General features: G+C 68.2%; 23 protein-coding genes and 1 pseudogene. 12 read left to right on the top strand and 12 right to left on the bottom strand.

Going from position 1 to position 22602, the window contains the following annotated elements:
• Nucleotides 1-213 precede the first annotated feature (213 nt).
• Entirely contained in the window at nucleotides 214-441 is a 228-nt protein-coding gene (locus tag QZ588_RS14695) for a hypothetical protein (protein WP_295543696.1), read from the bottom strand.
• A 764-nt stretch (nucleotides 442-1205) separates the two neighbouring features.
• Between QZ588_RS14695 and QZ588_RS14700 the strand changes: the two genes are divergently transcribed.
• Nucleotides 1206-2012, top strand: a complete 807-nt coding sequence (locus QZ588_RS14700; protein WP_295543697.1) for a reverse transcriptase domain-containing protein — start codon at nucleotides 1206-1208, stop codon at nucleotides 2010-2012.
• 272 nt (nucleotides 2013-2284) lie between these two features.
• On the opposite strand, the gene QZ588_RS14705 is transcribed toward QZ588_RS14700, so the two are convergent.
• Entirely contained in the window at nucleotides 2285-2758 is a 474-nt protein-coding gene (locus tag QZ588_RS14705) for a type II toxin-antitoxin system VapC family toxin (protein WP_295543698.1), read from the bottom strand.
• A gap of 110 nt (nucleotides 2759-2868) precedes the next feature.
• Nucleotides 2869-3621, bottom strand: a complete 753-nt coding sequence (locus QZ588_RS14710; RefSeq protein ID WP_295543699.1) for a class I SAM-dependent methyltransferase — start codon at nucleotides 3619-3621, stop codon at nucleotides 2869-2871.
• A gap of 503 nt (nucleotides 3622-4124) precedes the next feature.
• Between QZ588_RS14710 and QZ588_RS14715 the strand changes: the two are divergent.
• The 6 genes and pseudogenes from QZ588_RS14715 to QZ588_RS14740 all read left to right on the top strand — a co-directional run.
• Nucleotides 4125-4289: pseudogene (locus tag QZ588_RS14715) on the top strand (tyrosine-type recombinase/integrase); the annotation flags it as partial.
• Between the two features lie 250 nt (nucleotides 4290-4539).
• Nucleotides 4540-5121, top strand: coding sequence for a hypothetical protein (locus tag QZ588_RS14720; RefSeq protein WP_295543700.1), 582 nt, complete (start codon nucleotides 4540-4542; stop codon nucleotides 5119-5121).
• Nucleotides 5122-5150: 29 nt separating this feature from the next.
• Nucleotides 5151-5444: a BPTI/Kunitz domain-containing protein gene (locus tag QZ588_RS14725; protein WP_295543701.1), complete on the top strand. Its 294-nt coding sequence runs from the start codon at nucleotides 5151-5153 to the stop codon at nucleotides 5442-5444.
• Nucleotides 5445-5511: 67 nt separating this feature from the next.
• Nucleotides 5512-6282, top strand: coding sequence for a hypothetical protein (locus QZ588_RS14730; protein WP_295543702.1), 771 nt, complete (start codon nucleotides 5512-5514; stop codon nucleotides 6280-6282).
• Between the two features lie 194 nt (nucleotides 6283-6476).
• On the top strand, nucleotides 6477-7454 hold the full coding sequence (locus QZ588_RS14735; RefSeq protein ID WP_295543717.1) for a DnaJ C-terminal domain-containing protein: 978 nt from the start codon (nucleotides 6477-6479) through the stop codon (nucleotides 7452-7454).
• Between the two features lie 3 nt (nucleotides 7455-7457).
• Nucleotides 7458-7799, top strand: a complete 342-nt coding sequence (locus QZ588_RS14740; RefSeq protein ID WP_295543703.1) for a chaperone modulator CbpM — start codon at nucleotides 7458-7460, stop codon at nucleotides 7797-7799.
• A gap of 165 nt (nucleotides 7800-7964) precedes the next feature.
• Here QZ588_RS14740 and gatA read toward each other — a convergent pair whose 3' ends face one another.
• Both gatA and gatC read right to left on the bottom strand, forming a co-directional pair.
• Nucleotides 7965-9419 carry an Asp-tRNA(Asn)/Glu-tRNA(Gln) amidotransferase subunit GatA gene (gene gatA / locus QZ588_RS14745; protein ID WP_295543704.1) on the bottom strand — a complete coding sequence of 485 codons (1455 nt, stop codon included), beginning with the start codon at nucleotides 9417-9419 and terminating at the stop codon, nucleotides 7965-7967.
• A 67-nt stretch (nucleotides 9420-9486) separates the two neighbouring features.
• Nucleotides 9487-9774, bottom strand: coding sequence for an Asp-tRNA(Asn)/Glu-tRNA(Gln) amidotransferase subunit GatC (gatC, locus tag QZ588_RS14750; protein ID WP_295543705.1), 288 nt, complete (start codon nucleotides 9772-9774; stop codon nucleotides 9487-9489).
• 225 nt (nucleotides 9775-9999) lie between these two features.
• Between gatC and mltB the strand changes: the two genes are divergently transcribed.
• The 5 genes from mltB (at nucleotide 10000) to lipB (ending at nucleotide 14624) form a co-directional block, all read left to right on the top strand.
• On the top strand, nucleotides 10000-11052 hold the full coding sequence (mltB, locus tag QZ588_RS14755; protein WP_295543706.1) for a lytic murein transglycosylase B: 1053 nt from the start codon (nucleotides 10000-10002) through the stop codon (nucleotides 11050-11052).
• Complete coding sequence (locus QZ588_RS14760) at nucleotides 11039-12097, top strand: septal ring lytic transglycosylase RlpA family protein (protein WP_295543707.1); 1059 nt, start codon at nucleotides 11039-11041, stop codon at nucleotides 12095-12097. The genes mltB and QZ588_RS14760 overlap by 14 nt, the downstream gene beginning before the upstream one ends.
• Nucleotides 12098-12289: 192 nt before the next feature.
• A complete protein-coding gene (locus QZ588_RS14765; protein ID WP_295543708.1) occupies nucleotides 12290-13456 on the top strand; it encodes a D-alanyl-D-alanine carboxypeptidase family protein in 1167 nt (388 codons plus the stop codon).
• A gap of 148 nt (nucleotides 13457-13604) precedes the next feature.
• Nucleotides 13605-13889 carry a DUF493 domain-containing protein gene (locus QZ588_RS14770; RefSeq protein ID WP_295543709.1) on the top strand — a complete coding sequence of 95 codons (285 nt, stop codon included), beginning with the start codon at nucleotides 13605-13607 and terminating at the stop codon, nucleotides 13887-13889.
• Between the two features lie 39 nt (nucleotides 13890-13928).
• Nucleotides 13929-14624, top strand: coding sequence for a lipoyl(octanoyl) transferase LipB (gene lipB / locus QZ588_RS14775; RefSeq protein ID WP_295543718.1), 696 nt, complete (start codon nucleotides 13929-13931; stop codon nucleotides 14622-14624).
• Nucleotides 14625-14674: 50 nt separating this feature from the next.
• Here lipB and QZ588_RS14780 read toward each other — a convergent pair whose 3' ends face one another.
• The 7 genes from QZ588_RS14780 to QZ588_RS14810 form a co-directional block, all read right to left on the bottom strand.
• Nucleotides 14675-15991, bottom strand: a complete 1317-nt coding sequence (locus tag QZ588_RS14780) for a DUF58 domain-containing protein (RefSeq protein WP_295543710.1) — start codon at nucleotides 15989-15991, stop codon at nucleotides 14675-14677.
• Nucleotides 15992-16067: 76 nt separating this feature from the next.
• The gene (locus QZ588_RS14785; RefSeq protein ID WP_295543711.1) at nucleotides 16068-17054 is read right to left on the bottom strand and encodes an AAA family ATPase; all 987 of its coding nucleotides are present in this window, start codon (nucleotides 17052-17054) and stop codon (nucleotides 16068-16070) included.
• Complete coding sequence (locus tag QZ588_RS14790) at nucleotides 17051-18268, bottom strand: DUF4350 domain-containing protein (protein WP_295543712.1); 1218 nt, start codon at nucleotides 18266-18268, stop codon at nucleotides 17051-17053. The genes QZ588_RS14785 and QZ588_RS14790 overlap by 4 nt, the downstream gene beginning before the upstream one ends.
• Nucleotides 18261-19715, bottom strand: a complete 1455-nt coding sequence (locus tag QZ588_RS14795) for a DUF4129 domain-containing protein (RefSeq protein WP_295543713.1) — start codon at nucleotides 19713-19715, stop codon at nucleotides 18261-18263. The genes QZ588_RS14790 and QZ588_RS14795 overlap by 8 nt, the downstream gene beginning before the upstream one ends.
• A 3-nt stretch (nucleotides 19716-19718) precedes the next feature.
• A complete protein-coding gene (locus QZ588_RS14800) occupies nucleotides 19719-20726 on the bottom strand; it encodes a stage II sporulation protein M (RefSeq protein ID WP_295543714.1) in 1008 nt (335 codons plus the stop codon).
• On the bottom strand, nucleotides 20723-21505 hold the full coding sequence (locus QZ588_RS14805) for an RDD family protein (protein ID WP_295543715.1): 783 nt from the start codon (nucleotides 21503-21505) through the stop codon (nucleotides 20723-20725). The genes QZ588_RS14800 and QZ588_RS14805 overlap by 4 nt, the downstream gene beginning before the upstream one ends.
• Before the next feature lie 19 nt (nucleotides 21506-21524).
• Nucleotides 21525-22109: a chorismate pyruvate-lyase family protein gene (locus tag QZ588_RS14810; protein WP_295543716.1), complete on the bottom strand. Its 585-nt coding sequence runs from the start codon at nucleotides 22107-22109 to the stop codon at nucleotides 21525-21527.
• Nucleotides 22110-22602 lie beyond the last annotated feature (493 nt).

Below are 22602 nucleotides of genomic sequence, written 5' to 3' on the forward strand. Positions count from 1 at the left end.
CGCCCGCGGCGACCGCAGCGCACCTTCCCTGAGAAAGCTCGATCTTCGATCATGGGGACAGATCGCAAGCCACTGTTTCAAAAAGTAAAACGGGCTTCTCGTTCAGGCACTAGCTAACGTCAAGCTCAGCCCGGCGCATGCTGCCGAGCCGCCCGCGTCAACGGCGGCTCAGCAGCATGCTCTCGGGCTGGTGCACTTGTTGGGCCTTTTCCTTTACAAGGCCACTTCGAGCGACTTCTGTACCTCTGACGGAACCTCGATTCGGACAAATCGCTCAGCGGAATAAAGGTAATCTTCTCCGCTCTCGTCGACAATCCGCAAATCGCCGTCTGCGGCTGCGTCGTCGTCCTTGAGGAATTTGTAAATCTTGTGCCGCTCAAGCGACGCTTGATAGTCGGTGTTATCTATGCAGACAACGAAGCCTGCTGGCACTTCAGTCATGTTCATAATCGTCGATGTAGCGTTTGCGCTTCATGTCCCGTCGGCCAGCTTATGACCGACGTTTCAACGTAAACAGTTTCCTTCACCGGGAGTTCCTATTTCTTTGAAGCCCAACGCAAGCATCAGCCGCGCCGCTATTCGCGGGCCGGCTGGATGCCTTCGTGTACGCCCGGCATGGGCATGAACTGATGGGATGAAAGTCCCCTGTAGGAGTACCTGTAGTGACTCTTGGATCCGATATAACTACTAGCCGACGGCAAGGGCAAACCCGCGAGGGGATGTCTAGAGGACGCCCAAGCGCAAAGGTGCGAGCCGACGGACAGAAACCGCATAGAAGGCTTAGTCCCTGGGTGAGTCCGCACGAGATGACGAAACCCATCAGGTGCAGGGGATAGGGTCAATGCGGCGGTTGTGCACTGAAAGTTCATGCTGCAAATCCTAAGGAGATCTGTCTCGCGAGCGGTTCGTGCGCCTACGGGAGGCGAACTGAGGCCCCAGTCCGAAAGGGCTGGAATCGCCACCGGACCCTACCGTGACTCGGACAGCGCGTCGTGCGGCAACGCTCGGCGTGACGGGACAGAAGTCAGCAGAGGCCGTAGTAGCCGGGCGAGTATGGAGCGCGTGCCCGACGAAGGGCCGAACATGAGAAGCCAAGGCGGAGCCGTGGCTTGCTCGCACGCGTCGTTGAACCCGACCGGGGGAGATGCGTTGCAGCGTGATGCTACGCAGCCAGCCTTGTACGCACAGTCCAGCACGACGTCCTGATGGCCCGCGTGGGTCGGAAGGTGCGCGACAAGCGGCTGCTGGCCTTGATCGGTGACTACCTGCGGGCGGGTGTCTTGGTTGGAGGAACCCTCGAAGCAACGGAGATTGGCGCGCCGCAAGGTGGACCGTTGTCGCCGTTGCTGGCCGATATCCTCTTGGATGACTCGAGGACTAAGGAGTTGGAGAGTCGGGGGCACTGTTTTGTGCGCTACGCGGACGACCTGCTGATCCTCGTGCGTGGCCACCGCGCCGGTGAGCGGGTCATGGCGAGCGTGTCTCGCTATCTGACCAGAACGCTCAAGCTGGTGGTCAACACGCACAAGAGCCGTGTGGTTAAGACCGACGACTGCGAGTTCCTGGGGTTTACCTTCCGGGGCAAGACGCTGCGTTGGTCCGAGCGCGCCTACCAAGACTTCCGCCACCGGCGGCACTTGCTGACCGAACGGAGTTGGGGCGTGTCGATGGCGTACCGACTCAAGCAACTCTCCGAGTACGTCCGTGGTTGGATAGGCGACTTCGGCATCTCGGACGACTACCGGCCGATTCCCGAGCGGGACCACTGGCTGCGGCGGCGCATCCGCATGTGCTACTGGAAACAGTGGCGCGGGGTGCAAAATCGCATCCGCCATCTGCTGACCCTGGGGACGCCGAAGCGGGCTGCGATCTGGACGGGCATGAGCGCCAAGAGCGACTGGCACTTGTCCCGCTCGCTGGGCACGCAAACTGGTATGACCAATGACTGGCTTAAAGGCCAGGGCTTGATTAGCATTCGCGATCAGTGGATGAAAGCGCATGGCTATGCCTAAAGCGTCGTGTGCTCCCTTCTTGTGAACCGCCGAATGCGGACCCGCATGCTAGGTGGTGTGGGGAGGGCGGGCTAAACACCCGCCCTTACCCGATTGGGCTAACATGGTCCTGACCGTTGGTTTGCGCGGCGGAAAGGCGACGACGCGCTCAGGGTGCGCAGCTTGCTTTGCCATCAAATCTTTGAAAATGCCATCGATGTCGTGCTTGAACTGGCGAGCGTACTCATCTCTGAGTGCTCGTGTTTCTGCGACAGTGGGATCTTGCCACATGGTCAAGGCTCGATGAGTTCAAGGGGCGTGCAGATGACTGGCGGTTCGTAGCCAAGTGTCCTGCATGTGTTCTCGATTTTAGGCCGAGTGTGTGCATTCGCAATGTGCGTACAGTTCCAGGTCAGCAGATACGCGACTCCGTTCACCGCTGCTATGGCCACGTGATACGCATCCGTTTCCGCCTTCTCTGGAAGCGCATGGCTCTCAATTAGGGCCTGCACCAGTGCTCTGACATCTTCCGAGATTTGAAGTAATGGAAGGTCAGCGATTGAAGCCAAACGACGCTGCGAAGCTTCCGGATGACCTCTGCTTGCTTCCGATATCACCAGGTCAGACGCGAAGACGCTGTAGCTCGGCCTACGTGTTTCCCACCATTCAATCGTCGTACTCTGATTTGCCATCGCACGCAAGTCGTTGCTCGGTCGAGCTGTCAAATAGCTTATGACCGACGTTTCAACGTAAACGGTTTCCTTCACCGGGAGTTCCTATTTCTTTGAATCCCAACGCTGCAAATCACCGGCAGCAGAAAGCGCTGCGACGAAGGAGCGACGCTTTTTACTGTCCGAGTGCATTTGTCTTGCTAGGCTCAGTCATTGTGGCTATTCCCATTCGCCGGGCGCTTTGCCAAAAAAAATATATGCCCAGAAAATTGAATCTTGAGGAAGTTGCGTTCGTAATGTTCTAAGCGAAAAATACTCCCGATCAAATCACACGCGATATGCAAATAATTTTTGTTCCAAATAAAGCGAGATATAGAAGAGCGATTCAATAATTGGCGATTAATGAGTAGCGACGCGTCAGACCCTGGTCGTATTTCTTTTACGCTAAGACCGGCATCTTCAAGTACTCTAGTGATTCCGTACGGAGTAAAATTAAAAATGCTGTATGAATGAAATGGCTCCAGATATGATACGGCCCCTACAAATTGACCATTAGGCTTAATTGTACGAAAAACTTCTACCATTAACTTATCCGGATATCGGACATGCTCAAGAACTTGGTTGCAGTAAATTAAGTCAAAATAACTATCTGAGTATGGAAGATTTACGCCATCAAAAGTCTTTATCGACGCATACTTCCGGGTACGCCTCTTAACCTCTGGTGAATCTTCAATATCAATACCATGCCATTTTGCTGTTGGAGCTATTCTCTTGAAAAGATCAATGGAATTTCCCTCTCCACATCCTAAGTCGAGGACAGTTATCGAATCTCCGAATTGTTTGATAGCCTTTTGAATATAGGAAGTCAATGAGTGGCGGTTGGAATGGTCATTTGGTAAGTAGTCTACTGTCGCCTTGAAATTTTCATGTCTTCTAAGTTTTTCTTTAAACTGACACATGATTGATTTTCCTACTTGAGCGGCGTAGATTTGATTGGCCCAACAGTTATTGGACGGCCCAATGTTCCTGCTAAGCCGTCCCGCCAGGCCAGAGACAACCACAGAATGTGCCATGTGTCCAGTGACTTGCGCATGACGGCGGGCTTCACGTTTAGGGGCTTAGGCGGCCGTTTGGCCGCCTAAGCACCGCTGGGCGTGTGGATTGGCCGCATAAGCATCCGACGGCCGGCGTTGGGTAGTGTCGAGACAGCTCGTTCCCTCCAGGGGTTGGGCTGTTGTCCGGTGACTTTACTTGAGGCGTCTTATCCGGTGGCGATGCATGCAGGGGGAGGGTCGTCAGGGGCGTGCATCGTCAGCGTCGCGACCGAGACCTCGCAGATTCGCGACTGACTGTCTATTAAGTCGGGTACGGTTACAGGCGAGGGCACACAGATGCCGCAGAGGGAGCGTGCGGGCGCGGATGCGCGCAAGCGGCGGATGGCCGCGCTGATGTAGGGCACCGGTCTGCGGCTGATACGCTGCGGCACAGCCTGGCGACGCATCTGCTGAAGGCGGGCTACGACATTCGCACGGCGCAGGCGCTGCCCGGCCATCGGGATGTGAGGACCACGGAGATCCACACCCATGTGCCGCATCGCGGTGGCGGGGCGGTTCGCAGCCCGGTGGACGCGCTGTTGGGTGGGGCGGGCGTCGGGCTGGCGGCTGGGGCCAAATTGCGCTTCGATGCGCCCAACTCACCGTCGGCAGCATAATCATTAGACAACGCGAATATTGCTTCTTGCCCTGTTCCAGCTTCTCGATGGAGCAATGATTTTGCGCGCTCGCCCCGCTGGCATCGGTGGCGGGCTCGCCATGTGAGCCCTGCGGTTGTTAGGCTCTGCGCCGTCGCAACCACCAACATCCCCGACCGACGTGCCCGTGCTCGATACGCTACTGCGCCGCCTCACCGACCGCCTGCCCTGCCGCATCATCGACGGCGAGCACGGCGAGCCCTATCTGGAACGCTACTATGTCACCGGCCTGGACCGGGTTGGCCTTCGCGGCTGGCATGTCTACCTGCACCGCTTCGTCGACTCCGATCCCGACCGCGGGCTGCATGACCACCCCTGGGACCGTGCGCTGAGCCTGGTGCTGACCGGCGGTTACGAGGAACTGCGCTTCGCACACCCGCCGCAGGGCGGTGATCCCGGCCAGGCCATCGCCGAGCCCCCCATCCGGCGTCGCCGTGTCCGGCCCTGGCGGCTCAATCTGCTGCGCGGAACCGATTATCATCGCGTGGTGCTGCGCGGCGGCCGGCCCGCCTGGACGCTGTTCCTGCACGGGCCGCGGGCCAAGGGTTGGGGCTTCCTGCGCTCAGGCCGTTATCGGCCCATGGCCCGCAGCGGTGCCGATTTCCGTCATCGTGACTGGTGGCGGACGGCGCCCAGCGGGCGGGCGGTGCGGGCCGCCCGCGCCACGGCGGGGGATGCACGACCGGCGCCCGCGGCGCCACGCCGGTAACTGCGGCGCCCGCTTCACGGGAGACGGCCATGATCCATTGCCTTGTTGTGTTACGGCGCAGACTCACCGCGAGCCTGCCGCTGTTGGCCCTGGGGTTGTTCGCCGGTTGCGGCGGTGGCGCCGACAACGGCCCGATGGCGGACGGCATGCACGTGAGCTGTCTCGAGCAGGCCGACCCCGGCCCTTGCGGCGGCGCGACGCCCGCCTACTACTACGACTACCAGGCCGATCGCTGCCGGCGGTTCCTGTGGGGCGGCTGTGACGGCAATGTCCCCTTCAAGACGCTGGAGCAATGCCAGCGCATGTGCAAGGGCGGCGGCTGACGGTGTGTGCGGGCGGCGGCCGCCGTGGGCGGCCGACAGCACCCCGATCCTGGTCTAGACTCGGGTTATGGCTGGGCAGACGCAACAACGGCTTCGAGGGTTTTCGGCGGCGGTGGCGGCGCTCGCACTGGCGTGTCTCTGCTCGGCGGTGCCCAACGCCGCGGCCCAGGCATGGCGGGGCGAGCTGCAAAGCGGCGGTGAGATCGTCGTGGAGCCGGGTACCCACCGCGCGCTGCGCCAGGACAACGGCAGCAGCCGCCAGCTCTGGGACGGCGTGCACCGGCTGCAGGACGGCTCCACCGTGACCGTGCGTGATGGGGTCGCGGTGCCCACCGAGGACATGTATCGCGCCTGGCGCGGCACTGTGGCACCACAGCCGGTCTATGCCGAGGACTGGTGCAAGCAGCTGGTGCGCAAGACCTGCGGCTTCGACGATGCCTGCGACCATGCCGCGGCCTGTCTGCATGCGCGCAGCCTGTTCGCCGAGGCCCAGCGCGAGCGCCGCGAGCAGCGTATCGTCCAGGGCGCGGGTGCGGCAGCCGATAGGGCGCCCAAGGCGACCTCGCTGCGCTGTCGTGAAGCGCTCTCCGAGCCCGAGTTTCCGGCCTGCGAGCATCTGGCCCGCGGCGGCGACAGCCGCTGCCAGGCATTGGTCACACGCGTCTGCGGCGCGGACAATGCCTGCGCCGACACCCAGGCCTGTGATGCCGCCCGCCAGCTGCGGGCGCTGGAGACCGAGGAGCGCCTCTCCCTCGAAGACCCCGGCGCCCTCTCCGGCGCCGGCCGCCAGTGCCTGGAGGCCATGGACAACGACTTCTTCACGCCCTGCGAGCGGTGACCGCCGCTGACGGTGCGGCCGACGTCGGCGCACGCCGGCGTGAGTCTGCGCCGGCCGAGGGTTTAGAATGGGGCGCAGCCGACGCCAGATAGCCCCAGCGCAGTTCCACCCCGGGCTGCCCTAAGCATGGACTTGCGCCGCATGGACTTGCGCCGGGCAGCCACCGATTGCGAGCGATCCACCGCGAGGTCACCGTGGAATACAAGGACTACTACAAGATCCTCGGCGTCGCCCGTGATGCGAGCCAGGACGACATCAAGCGCGCCTACCGCAAGCTTGCGCGCAAGTACCATCCGGATGTGAGCAAAGAGCCCGATGCCGAGCAGCACTTCAAGGAGGTGAACGAGGCCAACGAGGTGCTGAAAGACCCGGAGAAGCGCGCCCAATACGACGCCCTCGGCACCGGTTGGCACGCGGGTGACGAGTTCCGGCCACCGCCCGGCTACGGCGCCGGCGCCGGCCGCTGGCAGCGCGCCGAGCGCATGTCGCCGGAAGAGGCGGCACAGTTCAGCGACTTCTTCTCCAGCATCTTCGGCGATCTCGGGGGCATGGGCGGTATGGGCGGCGACGGCGGCTTCGGTGCCCGCGGCGGCGGCTTCGCCGGCCGCGGTGCAGACCAGACGGCGCGGGTGCGTATCTCGCTGGAAGACGCTTATCACGGCGCTACCCGCCAGCTCAGCCTCGAGGTGCCGGAGGTCGACGCCCAGGGCCGCATCGCAAGCCGCACCCGAACACTCAACGTGCGTATCCCCCCTGGCGTCACAGAAGGGCAGCAAATACGCCTCGCCGGCCAGGCCGGCGGCGGCATCGGCGGCGCCGCCGGCGGCGATCTGTATCTGGAGGTGGAATTCGCGCCGCACCCGGTCTTCCGTGCCGAGGGCCGCGACATTCACCTGCGCCTGCCCATCGCGCCGTGGGAGGCGGCCCTGGGCGCCACGGTGTCGGTGCCGACGCTCGGCGGCAAGGTGAGCCTGAAGATTCCCGCCGGCGCCCAGAGCAGCCAGCGGCTTCGGCTCAAAGGCCGCGGCCTGCCCGGCAAGACGCCGGGGGATGAGTATGTGCAGCTGGAGATCGTCAATCCGCCGGCGACGAGCGACGCCGCCAGAGCCGCGTTCGAATCCCTCGCCGAGCGCTTCAAAGCCTTCAATCCACGCGCCAAGCTGGGGATCTGAGCCATGACAGAACCACAAGCAGGCATCTCAGGGGATCTTTTGGATGAGCAGCTGGCGCTCAGGCTCGCCGAGCTGACGCAGGTGTGCGGTGTCAGTGTCGAGCAGGTGCGCGCCATGGTGGCGGAGGGCATGCTGCATCCACGCGGCACGGCACCGGAGCAGTGGGTTTTCCGCGGCATCGAGGTCATCCGCGTGCGCCGCGCGCTGCGGCTGCAGCGGGATCTTGAGCTGAATCTGCCGGGAACGGCGCTGGCACTGGAGCTCATCGACGAGATCGAGCGGCTGCGCTGCCGCGTGCACCGGCTGGAGCAGCATCTGGGCGGTTGGCTCGACGCCGACGCCTGAGGCGGGCGTCGTCGGGCGCGGGGTCGCCGTCGATTGCGATGCCCGTCGATCGGCGCTTCGGGCAACGCGCCGCTGCGCCGCGCTCGACGCCGCAGCCGTTGCGGTGGCTCAGCCGGAGGCGCGTGCGCGCCTGAGCATCAGGCCCGGCCCCGGCCCCCGCGTCGCTCAGCCGAAATCCGGTGGCGGCGCCAGGTGCCAGTCCGTGGCTTGCTGCAACTGATGGGCGATATTCAACAGCCGCCCCTCGGCGAAATAATCGCCGATCATCTGCAGCCCCGCCGGCAGGCCATCCACCGGCGCGACCGGCACCGAGAGCCCGGGCAGCCCCGCGAGGTTGGTGGCGATGGTGTAGATGTCGTTGAGATACATGGCCACGGGGTCGTCGGTCTTGGTGCCCAGCGCAAAGGCCGTGGTCGGCGTCGTAGGCCCCATGATGACGTCGACGTCCTGGAAGGCGTTGCGGAAGTCGGCGGCGATGAGCTGGCGCAGCTGCTGGGCCTTGAGGTAATAGGCGTCGTAGTAGCCGGCGGACAAGGCATAAGTGCCGATCATGATGCGCCGCTTCACCTCAGCGCCGAAGCCCTCGGCGCGCGAGCGCTCGTAGAGGTCCTGCAGATCCACCGGCGCCTCACAGCGGTGGCCGTAGCGCACGCCGTCGAACCGCGCCAGGTTGGAGGAGCACTCCGCCGGCGCCACCACATAGTAGACGGGCACCGACAGCGGCGCGTTGGGCAGGCTGATATCCACCAGCGTGGCCCCCTGCTGTTCCAGCGCCGCCAGAGCCGCGCGCACCGAGGCCTCGACACCCGCATCCAGGCCGGCGTCGAAATACTCCTTGGGCAGACCGATGCGCAGCCCCTGGATGCCGTCTGTGAGCGTCTCGGCATAGTCCGCAACGGGCACCTCGGCGCTGGTGGAATCCCGTGGGTCGAAGCCCGCCATGGCCTGCAGCACCACCGCCGCGTCCGCCGCCGAGCGCGCCAGCACACCCGCCTGATCCAGGCTGGAGGCGAAGGCGATCATGCCGTAGCGCGAGCAGCGCCCATAAGTGGGCTTGATGCCCGTGATACCGCACAACGCCGCCGGCTGGCGGATGGAGCCGCCGGTGTCGGTGCCGGTGGCGGCGGTGCAGAGCCGCGCCGCCACCGCCGCCGCGGAGCCGCCGGAGCTGCCGCCGGGGACCCGGGCCACGTCCCAGGGGTTGTGCACCGGCCCGTAATAGCTGGTTTCGTTGGAGGAGCCCATGGCGAATTCGTCCATATTCGCCTTGCCGAGCATCACCGTGCCGGCGGCGGCGAGGCGCTCCACCACGGTGGCGTCGAACGGCGGCACGAAGTTGTCCAGCATGCGCGAGCCGCAGCTGGTGCGCAGGCCCTTGGTGAGGAAGATATCCTTGTGCAGGATGGGGATGCCCGTGAGCGGGCCGCCGCCGCCGGCGGCGAGCTGCCGGTCGGCGGCGTCCGCGACCACCAGCGCCGCATCCTGGTTCATGGTGATGCAGCTGTTGAGGGCGGGATCCAGGCGCTCCAGGCGCTGGATGAAGTGCTCCGTGAGCTCGCGGCTGGAGAAGTGCTTGGCGCGCAGCCCGGCGGCGAGTTCGGATATGGACAGATCGTGCATGGGTGCTGGCAGTGGCGGGCGGTGGGCGACGGCGCTGCGGCGCCGAAGAAGCGACGGTTGGCAGCGATTAGTCGATGACTCTGGGCACCAGGTAGAGGCCGTCCTCGGTGGCCGGCGCCGCGGCCTGGAAGGCCTCGCGCTGGTCCGTCTCGGTGACGGCATCCGGGCGCAGGCGTTGGGTCATGTGCAGCGGATGGGCCATGGGCGTCACGCCGCTGGTATCAACGGCGTCCATCTGCTCCACCAGGTGCAGGATCTTGGACAGCTCGCGCGCGTAGGCGTCCAAGTCTGCGTCGGCTACCTTCAGCCGGGCGAGGTGGGCGATCTTGGCGACATCGGTGCTGTCGAGGGTCATGGCATTGGTGGGCTGTGGTCGGTAAAGCCGCAACGCTACCACATGGGGACTTGGGCGGTAATCATGACCGGCCATCGGCGGCCGGCGGCCAGACCGCGGGTGAGCGCCCGCCGAGACCGATACGTTGACTGAAACTGATTTTTGAATAAACACTTCTGGCATATACTCGAAGTCACACATCAGCCCGTGCCGCCCAGTGCCGAGAAACCGTCACCCATGGCGCCCATGCATTCCAGTGCTCGTTTCCCCCTGTTGCTCGCCGTGAGTGTGGTGCTCATCGCCGCCACCGGCGTCTCCGGCCCCGCCGGGGCGGACACGCCGTCCGCCTACGCCGATGGCCGCCGAGCCTTCGTCGCGGACATGGCCGACACGCTCGGCTACGACCGTGAGGCGCTGGCGGCGCTCATGGCCGACGCCCGCTACCGGCAAGATATCATCGACGCCATGAATCGGCCCTATGAGGCCAAGCCCTGGCGGGATTACCGGCGGCTGTTCGTGACTCCGGAGCGCATCGACGGCGGCGTCGCCTTCCTGCGCGCACATGCCGATCTGCTGCGCCGGGTCGAGGCCGCCTATGGTGTGCCGCCCGCCGTCGTCACCGCCATCATCGGCATCGAGACCAACTACGGCGGCACGCTGGGCAGCCACCGGGCATTGGACGCCCTGAGCACCCTGGGCTTTGCTTATCCGCGGCGCGCGGCATTCTTCCGCAAAGAACTCGGCGAGTTACTGCTGCTGGCGCGGGAAGAGCAGGTGGACCCCCGCGCGGCCAAGGGCTCCTACGCCGGTGCCCTCGGCATGCCCCAGTTCATCCCGTCCAGTTACCGCGCCTATGCCGTGGACTTCGATGGCGACGGCCGTCGCGATCTCTGGGACAGCCCCGCGGACGTGCTGGGCAGTGTCGGCCACTATCTGGCCCGGCACGGCTGGCGCCGGGGTGGGCCGGTGGCGGCACCGGCCCTGCTGAGCGGCGCACCGCCGGCGACTGTGCCGGTCGCCGAGAAGCGCCCGGCGCGCCCGCAACAGACGCTCACGCAACTGGCCGACGCCGGAATTGCGCCGGACCCGGCGGGGTTGGCGGCGATGCCGGCGGGCGACACCCGCGCGGTGCTGCTGGCGCTGGATGGTGATGGCACCGAATACTGGCTCGGATTCGAGAACTTCTACGCCATCACCCGTTACAACCACAGCAACCTGTACGCCATGGCCGTGCACCAGCTGAGCCAGGCGATCGCCGCGCAGGCGGCGCGTGCGGGAGGCGCCCATGCACCCGGCTGACCCCAGCCCGGCCCGTCCTGACGGGCATCGCCAGGCGGCGACGCAACCCCTCGCTTGCGCCCTGACATTGCTACCGCTGCTGCTGCTGGCGCTGGTCCTATCCGGGTGCGGTGGCGGCAAGCAGGGCAGCGTGCGTATCTCGGACATCGCCGGCGCCGAGCCGCGGGTGGAGCCGAAGGCGCGCGCCGGCAACATGCGTTCCTACGTCGTCTTCGGCAATACCTACTATCCCAAGTCCAGCAGCCGGAATCATGTCGAGACCGGCATCGCCTCCTGGTACGGCCGTAAGTTTCACGGGCGCAAGACCTCCAGCGGTGAGCGCTACGATATGCACCGCATGACCGCCGCCCACAAGACGCTGCCGCTGCCCACCTATGCGCTGGTCAGCAACCTCGAGAACGGTCGTCATCTCATCGTACGCATCAACGACCGCGGGCCCTTCGTCGGCGATCGCATCATCGATCTGTCCTATGCGGCGGCCAAACAGCTCGGCATGCACAAGCAAGGTACGGCCCGGGTGCGGGTGACCTCCATCGACCCGCGGGATCATGGCGGCAAGGTGCCGAAGACCTTGCGCATCGCCGAGGCGGAGTTGGGGCGTCGTCGCGCCAGCCCGGCGGCGTCGACCCCAAGGCCCGTGCGAAGCACACCCGATGCGTCCGCGCCGACATTGGCGGCGCGCCGCATGCGCGGCGATTCCCCGAGCAGTGCGACCCCGGCGATGGCGCGCGGTGATGCGGATTTCGTCCAGGCCGCGGCACCGGCGCGCAGGCCGTCGGCGCAGCCCGCGGTGGCCAGCAGCGACGGCTACTTTTTGCAAGTGGGCGCCTTTGGTGCGCGCGCCAACGCCGAGCGTCTGCGCCGACGCCTGGGTGAAGCGCTCTCCGCGCCCGTCAGTATCGCCGACGATGGCACACGGGATGATGGAGATGGAGGGCTTTTTCGTGTTCGTATCGGGCCGCTCGATTCCCGCGCCGATGCCGAGCGGCTCGCCGGCGAGCTCGCGGCAATCGGCGTCGGCCGGGCGTTGCTGCTGCCGCGCTGAGCCCCGGCGCTTGCCCGTGCGGCGGCGCCAACACGGCAATCCCAGCACTGCACGCCCACGGCTGCGAAACCGGCGGCGATCGCCGTCGGGCCACCGCGGCGCCGACGCGCAGCGAGCGCTGTGCGCCTGACCCATCGCGGGTAGAATCAGCGTCGCATCCTGAGCTTGAACCGCGCTACCGCTGAACCCGCCATGCTTGCGAAGGCCCAACCCGTTCGTCTCCCCCGCGTTCTCGCCGTCGTGCTCGTGCTGCTGGGCATCAACGTCGCAGCGGTGTGCGGCGCGCAGGCGCTCGAGATCCCGCCGCCACCGCAGATCGATGCCAGCGGTTATGTGCTGGTCGACTTCGACAGCGGTGCGATCCTCGCCGAGCACAACGCCGACGAGCGCCTGGAGCCTGCGAGCCTCACCAAGATCATGACCGCCTACGTGGTGTTCCGTACCCTCGATGCGGGCGGCCTGGCGCTCGACGATGTGGTCAGCGTCAGCGAGAAGGCCTGGCGCACCGGCGGCTCCAGAATGTTCATCGAAGTCGACACGCAGGTCTCCATCGAAGACTTGCTCAAAGGCATGATCGTGCAATCCGGCAACGACGCCAGCGTCGCCCTGGCCGAGCACATCGCCGGCAGCGAGGCGGGCTTCGCGGAGGTGATGAATCGCGAGGCGGCGGGTCTTGGCATGACCAACTCCAATTTCGTCAACGCAGCCGGCCTGCCAGATCCGGAGCATTACACCACACCCCGCGATATCGCCAGGGTGGCGGCCGCCGTCGTGCGCGAGTTTCCGCAATACTACGCCTGGTATTCGCTGCCCGAGTTCACCTACGGCGGCATCACGCAATCCAACCGCAACCGCCTGCTCAAGCTCGACGCCAGCGTCGACGGTGTCAAGACCGGCCATACCAAGGCCGCCGGCTATTGTCTGGTCTCCTCCGCCGAGCGCGAGGGCCGCCGCCTCATCGCCGTGGTGATGGGCACCGACAGCGACCGCCAACGCGTTGCCGACAGTCAGGCCCTGCTCAACTACGGCTTCAACTTTTTCGAAACCTACCGGCCCTTCGCCGGGGGCGAGCCGGTGGAGCGCTTGCGGGTCTGGGGCGGGGCGCAGACCGAGCTGCCCGTGGGCCCCATGCGAGACCTGTACATCACCATTCCGCGCGGCAGTTATGCGCAGCTGAGCGCCGTGCTGGAGCCGGCGGCCGACATTGTGGCACCGGTCGACTGGGGCGACGTCGTCGGTGACATCGTCTTGCGTCTGGACGAGACCGAGATTCGGCGCGAGCCGGCGGTCGCGCTCGCCGACGTCGCCAGGGGGGATTGGCTGCGCCGGGGGTGGGATGCGGTGTTGCGCCGTTGGTGACGGCTGACGCGCGTCGGGCGCGCGCGGGCGGCGGCTGCGTGCTCCGCTGGCGCATCCCGCGTGGCGCCGGGTCGACAGGCGCTGCCACCGCCCCCATGTTCTGCGCATCGCAGACCAGACACGCCCATCACTGCGCCGGCAAGCGTTCATGAGTCGCCAAGATCCCCAAGCGAGCCAACAGACGCTGTTGGACTTCCCCTGCATCTTTCCCATCAAGGCCATGGGGGCCGCGGATACGGCCATCGAGGCCGTGGTCCGGGAGATCCTCCACCGCCACGTGCCGGATCTCGATCCCGGCGCCGTGACCACGCGCGCCAGCAGCGGCGGCAAATGGCTCGCCGTCACCGCCCGCGTCCGCGCCCAAAGCAAGGCACAGCTCGACGCCATCTACCGCGAGCTCAGCGACCACGAGCTGGTGGTCTACGCACTCTGAGGCGGGCCGGTCCGCCACCGCAGCGCCGCCTTGTCCCGCATGCAGCCGACACCGCAGGTACTGTGGCTCTGCCGCCTGGAGCGCGTGGCCTATCGCGACTGCTGGCGCGCCATGCAGCGGTTCACGGACGCGCGCACCACCACCACCGAAGACGCCCTCTGGCTCACGGAACATCCCCCGGTGTTCACCCAGGGGCAGGCCGGCCGCCCGGAACACCTGCTCGACCCCGGTGACATCCCGGTGGTGCAGACCGATCGCGGCGGGCAGGTGACCTACCACGGGCCGGGGCAGATCATCGCCTATGTGCTGGTGGACCTGCGCCGGCTGAAGATCGGCGTGCGCCAGCTGGTGGCCGTGCTCGAGGGCGCGGTTATCGATACGCTGGCGGGCTTCGGTGTGACCGCGCAGGCACGCCCCGATGCGCCGGGGGTTTACGTCGAGGGCGCCAAGATCGCATCCGTGGGTCTGCGTGTGCGCCACGGCTGCTCCTACCATGGCATCGCCTTGAACCTGGACCTAGATCTGGCCCCCTTCGCGCGCATCAACCCCTGCGGTTATGCGGGCCTGCCCATGACGCGGCTGGTAGACCTGCTGCCGCCCGGCGCCCTCGCGGGCCAGGACGTGGCCGGCGGGCTCGGGGCGGCCCTGGCGGCACGGCTCGGGCTGCAGCTGGTGCCCGCCGGCCCGGACTGCGCGGCGCTGCCCGTGGGGCAGTCCCAGACACCCGCTGGCTGAGCCCGGGGCCACGGCGCCGAACGGCTGTCCGCGCGGCGCCTGGAGCCGGCTCACAACAGCGCCGAGCGCTTGATGCGGGCGTAGCTGCTCACCAGCGCCGCCGGCAACTCCGCGGGTGGCAGGTCCAGCACGCGGCAGCCCAGATGCATCAGGCGCTCGTGCTGACGGGCGCGCGCGTCGAGGTAGGCCTGAACGGCGTGAAACCGCCGCGCCGCCGCCGCCGTCGTGACCGGCGCCGACACCACCTCATCCAGCGCAGCCTCGCGCAGATTCGCCACCAGCAGCAGGTGGCGCCGACGCAGCACCTGTGCGGCGCGCAGCAGCTCGGCTTGGTCTTCGTCGCGGCTGTTGGTGAGGAACACCACCAGCGCGCGTCGCGGTTGCCGCAGCAGCAGGTCCCGGGCGGCGGCCAGGTGGTCGGCCACCGCCAGCGATGGCTGCAGGTCGAACACCTGCCCCAGCAGCCGCTGCACCGTATCCGGCGCCTGCCGCGGGGGCAGCCAGCGCTCGCTGCCGCCGTAGGCGAGCAGGCCCACCGCATCGCCCTGGCGGACGGCGACAGAGGCCAGCAGCAGGAGGGCGTTCAGCGCCTCGTCCAGGTGGCAGCGGCCGTCGCGGTCGCGGTGGCGCATGCGTCGTCCGCAATCCAGCAGGAACACCAGGCGTTGGTCGCGCTCGTCCTGGTATTCGCGGGTGATGGGCTTGCGCATCCTGGAGGTGGCCTTCCAGTCGATGTGCCGCAGCGAGTCGCCGCGGCGGTATTCGCGCAATTGATGGAACTGGGCACCCGTGCCCCGGCGGCGTTGGCGTCGTACACCGAGGCCCGCCCGGTGGTCGCTCGCCGCCAGCAGAGTGCCATGCTCGATGGCTGCGAAATTGGGATAGACGCGCACGCGGCGCCCCGCACCCGCGCGCCGGCGCCGGCCCCAGAGCCCGAGCGGCGACTGCACCCTGAGATCGCAGCCGGCGAATGCCCGCGGGCCCCGGCTCGGCGCCTTGAGCCGATAGCCGACTTCGGCGCGGGCGCCGGCGCCGAGCCGAAGATGCGCCGGCAGGCCTGCGACCTCGGCGTCGGCGGGGTGCAGGTCATGCAGTGCCAGACGCAGCGGCCGCGCCGCGGTATTCACCAGCGCCAGCTGCACGGGGCACCAGACGCCCTGGGGGAGGATGGCGCTGACGCGGCGCTCCACCTGCGGCGGCGGCGTGCGCAGCAGCAGCCACAGGTCCGCTCCGGCGAGCGCTGCCAGCAAGACGCCGGCGCCCTGCCACAGGGGCATCAGCACCGCCAGCCAGGCCGCGCCGACGCCGATGGCCGTCCAGGCTCCCGCGGCGAGCAACAGCGGCCGGCCCGGGCTCAGGGCGCTCATGCCCGCGGCGCCACACGCACGCCTGCGGCGCCGCCCCAAGGCCTGCGGCGCTGGGCGCGTACCTGCGACGCTGGATTCATGCCCGCGGCGCGGCCACGGCGGCGAGCAGCTCGGCGAGCACGTCGTCGGGCCGATAACCCTCGATTTCCAGCTCCGCGCCCAGGCGCACCCGATGACGCAGCACCGCCGGCGTCATGGCCTTGATGTCATCCGGACTCACGAACGCCTCGCCCGCCAGCAGGGCATGACCGCGGGCGGCGCGCACCAGGGCGACGGCGGCGCGGGTGCCGGCGCCGCTGTCCAGGCCGGGCCAGTCGCGGGTGGCCCGCACCAGGCGCAGGGCATAGTCCAGCACCGCGTCGTCCAGCGTCAGCGCCGCCGCGGTGGCCTGCAGCGCGAGCACCTGCGCCGGCGCCAGCACCTGTTCCACGGCGGAAACGTCCAGGGTGTCGCCGACGGCGCCGGCGGTGACCGTGCGCACCACCGACAGCTCGTCGTCGGCGCCCGGATAATCCATGTAAGACTTGAGCAGGAAGCGGTCCAGCTGCGCCAGCGGCAGCGGGTAGGTGCCCTCCTGCTCGATGGGATTCTGGGTCGCCAGCACCAGAAAGGGCGGTGTCAGCGCCAGCGACTGTCCCTCGACGGTCACCTGCTGCTCCTGCATGGCCTCCAGCATCGCCGCCTGCGTCTTCGCCGGCGCGCGATTGATCTCGTCGCCGAGCAGGACGTTGCAGAAGATGGGCCCGCGGCGGATGTGGAAGGTCTCGGTTTGCAGGTCGAAGATGGCGTGTCCGGTGATGTCCGCCGGCATCAGGTCCGGCGTGAACTGCACCCGTGCGAAGCGCCCGCCCAGGGCGTGTGCCAGGGCACGCACCAAGAGCGTCTTGCCCATGCCGGGCAGGCCCTCCAGCAGCACATGGCCGGCGGCGGCCAGGGCCACCACCACCTCACGCACCACCTGTCGCTGGCCGAGCACGGTGCGGTTCACGGCCCGTTCGATGCGGCCCAGGGCGTCTCGGGCGTCCTGCAGGCGCTCGTCGCTCGGCGGATTGGCTGTGCTCATGGGCGGCTCCCGGTGGCTGGGTGTTGGTGCCTGGGTGCCGCGCCCGACGGGTGGGCCTGCAGCAGGCGCTGCAGGGTGACCGTGATGCGCACCAGGTCGGCGGCATCCTCCACGGGGCCGTAGAGCGCGGCCCGCACCGCCGCCGGCGATAGACCAGTCTGTGCGGCGATGTGGTGGGCGCGCCCGGCCTCGTCGAGGTGGAGTAGCGCCGGCTGGCGCCGCAGCCAGCGGCGCTGCAGCCGGCGGCGGGTCTGTGCCACCAGCCGGTTGCCGCGGTTCTGGCGCCAGAGGAAGTCGCCGGCGGCCTGCAGGTGCTCGAGCAGATCACGCCGGGCGGTGTCCGGCGCCGGCAGCAGCGGACCCAGCCGGCGACCTGCGTGCCACAGCAGCAGGCCGAGCAGCAGGGCCGCCGATAGCAGCGCGGCGGGGGCGGCCTGCCACAACAGCGCCGGCAGGGACGGCACCGACGCCGCGTGCAGGAGCCAGACGGTTTCCCGGTCCGCGGCGAGCAGCGCCAGCAGCAGGGCATGATCGTGGCGGCCGATGTGCGCATTGCTGAGCCAACGGCTGTCACTCACCACATAGAGTATGCCCGCGCCCACCACGTACTTCAGCAGCCGCGGGCGCCCGTGCGTGATGATTTGCGCCTCGGCGGCGCCGGAGCGGTCCGCCAGGTACCGCCCCGGTGCGAAGCCCACCGTCAGCGCCCGCGGATAGCCATCGATGCGCAGCCTCGCCAGTACCTCGTCGCCGGCGCCCGGGTCGGCATCACGGCGCAGCGCCGCGCCGAATTGGGCCAGGAACGGCTCCGGTCCGGCGGCGGTCTGCGCCGCGTCCACCGCCGTCACCAGCAGCCGGCCGCCGGCGGTCAGCCAGTCCCGCAGGCCCTCACGCCGGCGGCGGGTGAGCGCCGGCAGGCCGTCCACCACCAGCATGTCGGCGGGCGCGGGTGGCCGTTGCAGCAGTCCGGACCCCGCGGCGCTGCGGGCGTCGAGGCCGCTGTCGGCCAGAAAGCGTGCCGCCGCCAGGAAGGGGTCGGCGCGCGCGGCCGCCGATGCGCCGACGCTCACCTCGCGTGTCTGGCGCTCGAAGTTGGCGCTGAGCCAGAGCCCGCCGCCGGCGGCGAGCAGGGCCACGAGGCCCGCCAGCAGCCAGACGCCGCCGCCCCGGCGTCGTTGCGCCCGCACCGCGTGCACCACGGGCTCCTCAACCATGATCGTTGTGCGCGCATGCCTTGGCCTCGGCGGGCAACAGTGCCGCGACGCTGTCGGGGCGCACCGGCTGGTGACCATAGGCCGCCGCCCGCCACAGTGTCACCACCCGCGTGAGCCGGGTCAGCGCCTGCGGCTGGAGACGGGCGCGGGCGGCGCGCAGGCATTGCGCTTCCGTGGCGCCGTCGGGCAGTGCGAGGCCGGTGGCGCGCAGCTGCGTCACCTGTTCGCGATACAGCAGCCCCAGGGCGCCCCGCACATCGCCGATCGCAAGGGCGTGTCGTACCGCCGCGGCGATGTCGGTTGGCGGCGTCGGCGCGTCGCCGGCGCGTGGCGGCGATGCCGGCGCGCCGGCCTCGCGGCGCCGCCGGCGCCGCCGCTGCGCACCGCCGCTGATCGGGAGCAGCCGCAGCGCGAGCGCGATCAGGGCGCCGGCGGCGAGGCCGATCAGGGCCCATTTGGCGCCACTCGCCAGCGCCTGCACGAGCCACGCGGGCAGGACGGCGCCGTCGTCAGCGGCCGCCGCAGATGGGCTGTCTGCGCCCACATAGACCCACACATGCACCTCGCGCGTGTCGCCGAAGTCCGGCTGCGCCAGCACCGCCTCGATGCGCGCCTTCGCCTCCGCAGGGGTCATGACCGCCGCCGCGACGGGGCTCGGCGCCGCCGCCGCCAGCACCGTCGCGAGCAGCAGTGGGGCGGCGCCAGCCCGTGCGCTGCGACCGCCCCGGGGGCTGCGGCGGCGGAAGACGAGCTCCAGATCCCAGGCCTCCAGCTCGGTGCGGCGGCCGAGGTAGAGCGCGAAGCCCGCGGCGACATAACACGGGGCGACCACGGACATGGCCACCAGCAAGAGCAGGCTCCCCGCCCAGTAGGATGCCGGGCCGGCGTCCACGAACGCCGTCGTCAGGTCTGGCATGGGCAGTCCCGCCGGGATCAGGAAGGCCAAGAGCAGGATGCCCGAAAGCCAGAAAATGCCCTCCAGCTGCGCGCAGACCAGTGTGAGCCAGGCGCTGGCCCCGGTGCCCAGACGTCGTAACCGTTGCCGGCGGGCGCGGCCACGGGGCGCCTCCAGCAGGGTCACCGGCATGCTGAAGGCCCGATGCATGGCGATGCGTCGCCACAGACATTGCGGCCACAGCCGCGGCGGCAGCGCCCGCGGCAGGCTGCGCAGGGTAGCGGCGACAGCCAGCTGCTCGCCGAAGACCGCCCGGCTCAGCCAATACAGTGGCAGGGCTTCGAATGCGGGCTTGCACCACCACAGCAGCAGCAGCCAAAGCTGCGGGTGGCGGTGCAGCACCAGGGCCGCCACGAGCGCCACCGGGCCCGCCGTGAGCCACCAGCACAGCCACAACCGTCCGAACCAGGCGCGCGCCAGGGCGAAGCCGAGATCCAGGCTCTCCCAGGGGCTGCGCGGGCGCGCCTGGATGGTCATGCGGCTCAGGTCCACGGCTTATGCTCCGCCGTGGCGGGCTTGGGCCGAATCCGCGCCGCCGCGTCCGGCGAGCAGCAGATACGCGACCACCAGCACCCAAGCGGTGGCGCCGACGCCATACTTGACCCCGGGCGGCACGCCTGCACTCGCGGACCAGAACGCCTCCACCATCGCCGCCAGCGCCAGCAAGGCCATGGCGCCGAGCACCAGCGGCACGGCCTCGGCGGCGCGTAAGCGCAGGGCGGCGGGCCGGCCGTGGCGCCCCGGCGCCAGCAGGGCGCCGCCGAGCAGCAGACCGGCGGTGCCGGCGACGGCGATACCGGTCAGCTCCAGTGCGCTGTGGCCGCTGACGAAGGTCCAGAACGGCGTCCCGAAGCCGAGCTGGGTGAGGTGTCCGGCCACGGCACCGATGACCAGTCCGTTCATCACCAGCACGAAGCCGCTGCCGGCCCCCGCCAACAGCCCCCAGGCGAAGGTCCGCAGCGCGAGACCGACGTTGTTCCAGACATAGAAGCCGAACATCATCAGGTCGTCGTCGGCCTGGCGGGCCGGTGCGCGGCCGGGCCTGGTGTTGGCGGGATCGTACATGGTCTCGTATTCGGCCACCTGCGCGCCGTCCAGCAGGCTGTGGATGAGGGTGGGGTCGGCATGGCAGGCGAGACCCATCGCCAGCATGGGGCCGAAGAAGAGCGCGCAGGCGAGCCAGAACAGGCCGGCATGGCGGCGTATGGCCCGGGGAAAGCCGGCGGTGGCGAAGTGCAGCGCCAGCTGCGGCCAGCGCCGTTGCGGGCGGTAGAGCTGGCGGTGGCCGCGGCGCACCAGCGCATGCAGATGCGCCACCAGCCCCGGACTGTAGCCGCGGGCGCGGGCCAGGGCGTAGTGATTGCTCACCGCCCGCAGCCATTGCGCCAGCCCCTGCACCGGCACATCCCGGCCCGGCGTGCGCCGGTCCTCCAGGGCGGTGAGCAGCGCCTCCAGGCGCCGCCAGGTATCGGTATGGGCTGCTTCGAACGCCTGCTGCTTCATGGCGTCGCCCCGGGGCCCGCGTCGTCGCGCCGCCGGGCTGGATGCATCGGGCCGTCGGTGCCCGGCTTGCCGCGGCTGATCCAGTTGGCGATGCCGAGCAGGGTGGCGACGGCATCGGCGGGCGCTGTGACGGTCAGCCCGGCCAGGGCCGCGAGCTCGGCCTGGCGTGCCGGCGACAGGGTGCGACTGCGCTCGGCGAAGGCGAGCACCGCCTGCTGGGTGGCCAGATCTAGCGGTGCCGGCGGCGGCAGCGGCGGGTGCGGTGGCACGGCCACTGGCTGTGGCGGTGCATCGCGGTGGATCACCAGGGTACCGGCGGCGAGGTCGCCGAGCCGCCGGAAGTCACGGTCCATCAGCATGGCCGCCAAGCCGAGGCCATAGCACAGCGGCAGGAAGTCCGCTGCCCGGAGGAGATTACGCAGCAACGAGGCCGACGGGCCCACCGCCGTGCCATCGTCGTGCACCACCAGGAGCCCCATGGCGCGCTTGCCGGGCGTGGCGCCGCTGCGCAGCTCGAAGAACACGGGATACAGCCACTCCAGCAGGAACAGTGCCAGCAGCAGCAGCCCGACGCCCATCCCGGCGAGACCGACCAGCGGCAGCAATGCCAGACAGATGGCGGCGCGCACGGCGAGATCGATGCCAAAGGCCAGCACCCGTGGCACCGGGCCGGCCACACGCAGTGCAATCTCCACGCCTTCGGGCGTCTCCAGGTGCCGCAGCGTGTCGATGGCGGCAGCCCTCGGTGCGACGGCGGACGGCGGCTGTGATTCCAGCATGCGTGCCCCGGGCGCGGCCTCAGCGATAGAGCAACAGCGGGAAGGTCTCGGTGATCAGGATCACCGGCTCACCGGCGATAATGATGCGATAGGTCCGAAAGACCGCGCCATCGGTGTCGGTATCCGGCTCCAGGCCGACTTCCATCACCTCGCGGTAGCTCTCCAGGCCGCTGTCGCGGATCAGCGCGCCGATCCCGATCTCGCGGTCGATGAGCCGGCGCCGGAAGTGGCCCGGTATGAGCTCGGTGCGAATCACCGAGAAGGCGTTGGCGAAGTCCTTGCCGCTGTGGGCGCCGCGCAGGCACGCGCGGCGCACCATGACGCGCTCGCCGCCGGCGACGCTCACCCACGGGATGTCGTCGGCGGCGACGACGAACTCCTGGCGCAGGGTGTCCACCACCACGGGCTCCCAGAAGTAGGCCTCGATGATTTTGGTGACGGTGCCATCGGTGACCAGCAAGGCGCGCAGGAATGGCGGCAGGCTGTCGATGGCGATGGGCTGACCCGTCGCATTGTGGATGGTGCCATCGTGGACGAAGCCCTCACAGCGAAACGGCTTGGGGCCCGTCTGCGGCAGGGCTCTGCGATAGTAGCGCTCGACCATGGGACGATTGTGCTCAGCGCGGCTTCAGGGTCAACCGGGCCCGGATGCCGGCGTGCAGCCGCCGATGGCCGCCGGCCCGGCATGGGGCGATATAACGCCTGAATGTGAGTGTAGCCGCGAGCATCGCAATGTCTGCGTATTCCCGACAATAGCCGGTGTCGCCATGCATGCCTGTTGCGCCGCAGCAACGATGGGTGTGGTGAAGATGCGTACGATGCCCCATCGGCAGGCGCGTGTGCGCGCACAGCCAGCCCTGGGCGTCGTCGCTTCGCGCTTTCCGGCTGACCTGTGCGCAGACGTTGTTGCGGCACGACGCTGTTCTATTCTGCTAACATCTTAACGGGAGGGTTCGGAGTGACCTTCATCCTGTGTTATATATTCATTGCCGATCGGCAAACTCAAACGGAGAGACCGCGATGACCAAGAACGTCAAGCTCGCTTCCCTGTCCGCCGCTGCCCTGTTGAGCGCATCGCTGCTCGGCGGCTGCGCCAC

Origin of the sequence: uncultured Thiohalocapsa sp. (assembly GCF_913062725.1) — a bacterium.
Taxonomy (GTDB): Bacteria; Pseudomonadota; Gammaproteobacteria; order Chromatiales; family Chromatiaceae; genus Thiohalocapsa.

Bases quoted from the DNA above. Each gene is read 5' to 3' on its own strand.
- QZ588_RS14760 (WP_295543707.1), top strand. From the start codon at position 11,039: ATGCACCCGGCTGACCCCAGCCCGGCCCGTCCTGACGGGCATCGCCAG.
- QZ588_RS14770 (WP_295543709.1), top strand. From the start codon at position 13,605: ATGAGTCGCCAAGATCCCCAAGCGAGCCAACAGACGCTGTTGGACTTC.
- QZ588_RS14740 (WP_295543703.1), top strand. From the start codon at position 7,458: ATGACAGAACCACAAGCAGGCATCTCAGGGGATCTTTTGGATGAGCAG.
- QZ588_RS14790 (WP_295543712.1), bottom strand. From the start codon at position 18,268: ATGGTTGAGGAGCCCGTGGTGCACGCGGTGCGGGCGCAACGACGCCGG.
- QZ588_RS14785 (WP_295543711.1), bottom strand. From the start codon at position 17,054: ATGAGCACAGCCAATCCGCCGAGCGACGAGCGCCTGCAGGACGCCCGA.
- QZ588_RS14780 (WP_295543710.1), bottom strand. From the start codon at position 15,991: ATGAGCGCCCTGAGCCCGGGCCGGCCGCTGTTGCTCGCCGCGGGAGCC.
- QZ588_RS14810 (WP_295543716.1), bottom strand. From the start codon at position 22,109: ATGGTCGAGCGCTACTATCGCAGAGCCCTGCCGCAGACGGGCCCCAAG.
- QZ588_RS14805 (WP_295543715.1), bottom strand. From the start codon at position 21,505: ATGCTGGAATCACAGCCGCCGTCCGCCGTCGCACCGAGGGCTGCCGCC.
- QZ588_RS14765 (WP_295543708.1), top strand. From the start codon at position 12,290: ATGCTTGCGAAGGCCCAACCCGTTCGTCTCCCCCGCGTTCTCGCCGTC.
- QZ588_RS14725 (WP_295543701.1), top strand. From the start codon at position 5,151: ATGATCCATTGCCTTGTTGTGTTACGGCGCAGACTCACCGCGAGCCTG.
- gatA (WP_295543704.1), bottom strand. From the start codon at position 9,419: ATGCACGATCTGTCCATATCCGAACTCGCCGCCGGGCTGCGCGCCAAG.
- gatC (WP_295543705.1), bottom strand. From the start codon at position 9,774: ATGACCCTCGACAGCACCGATGTCGCCAAGATCGCCCACCTCGCCCGG.
- QZ588_RS14695 (WP_295543696.1), bottom strand. From the start codon at position 441: ATGACTGAAGTGCCAGCAGGCTTCGTTGTCTGCATAGATAACACCGAC.
- QZ588_RS14730 (WP_295543702.1), top strand. From the start codon at position 5,512: ATGGCTGGGCAGACGCAACAACGGCTTCGAGGGTTTTCGGCGGCGGTG.
- mltB (WP_295543706.1), top strand. From the start codon at position 10,000: ATGCATTCCAGTGCTCGTTTCCCCCTGTTGCTCGCCGTGAGTGTGGTG.
- QZ588_RS14710 (WP_295543699.1), bottom strand. From the start codon at position 3,621: ATGTGTCAGTTTAAAGAAAAACTTAGAAGACATGAAAATTTCAAGGCG.
- QZ588_RS14700 (WP_295543697.1), top strand. From the start codon at position 1,206: ATGGCCCGCGTGGGTCGGAAGGTGCGCGACAAGCGGCTGCTGGCCTTG.
- QZ588_RS14800 (WP_295543714.1), bottom strand. From the start codon at position 20,726: ATGAAGCAGCAGGCGTTCGAAGCAGCCCATACCGATACCTGGCGGCGC.
- lipB (WP_295543718.1), top strand. From the start codon at position 13,929: ATGCAGCCGACACCGCAGGTACTGTGGCTCTGCCGCCTGGAGCGCGTG.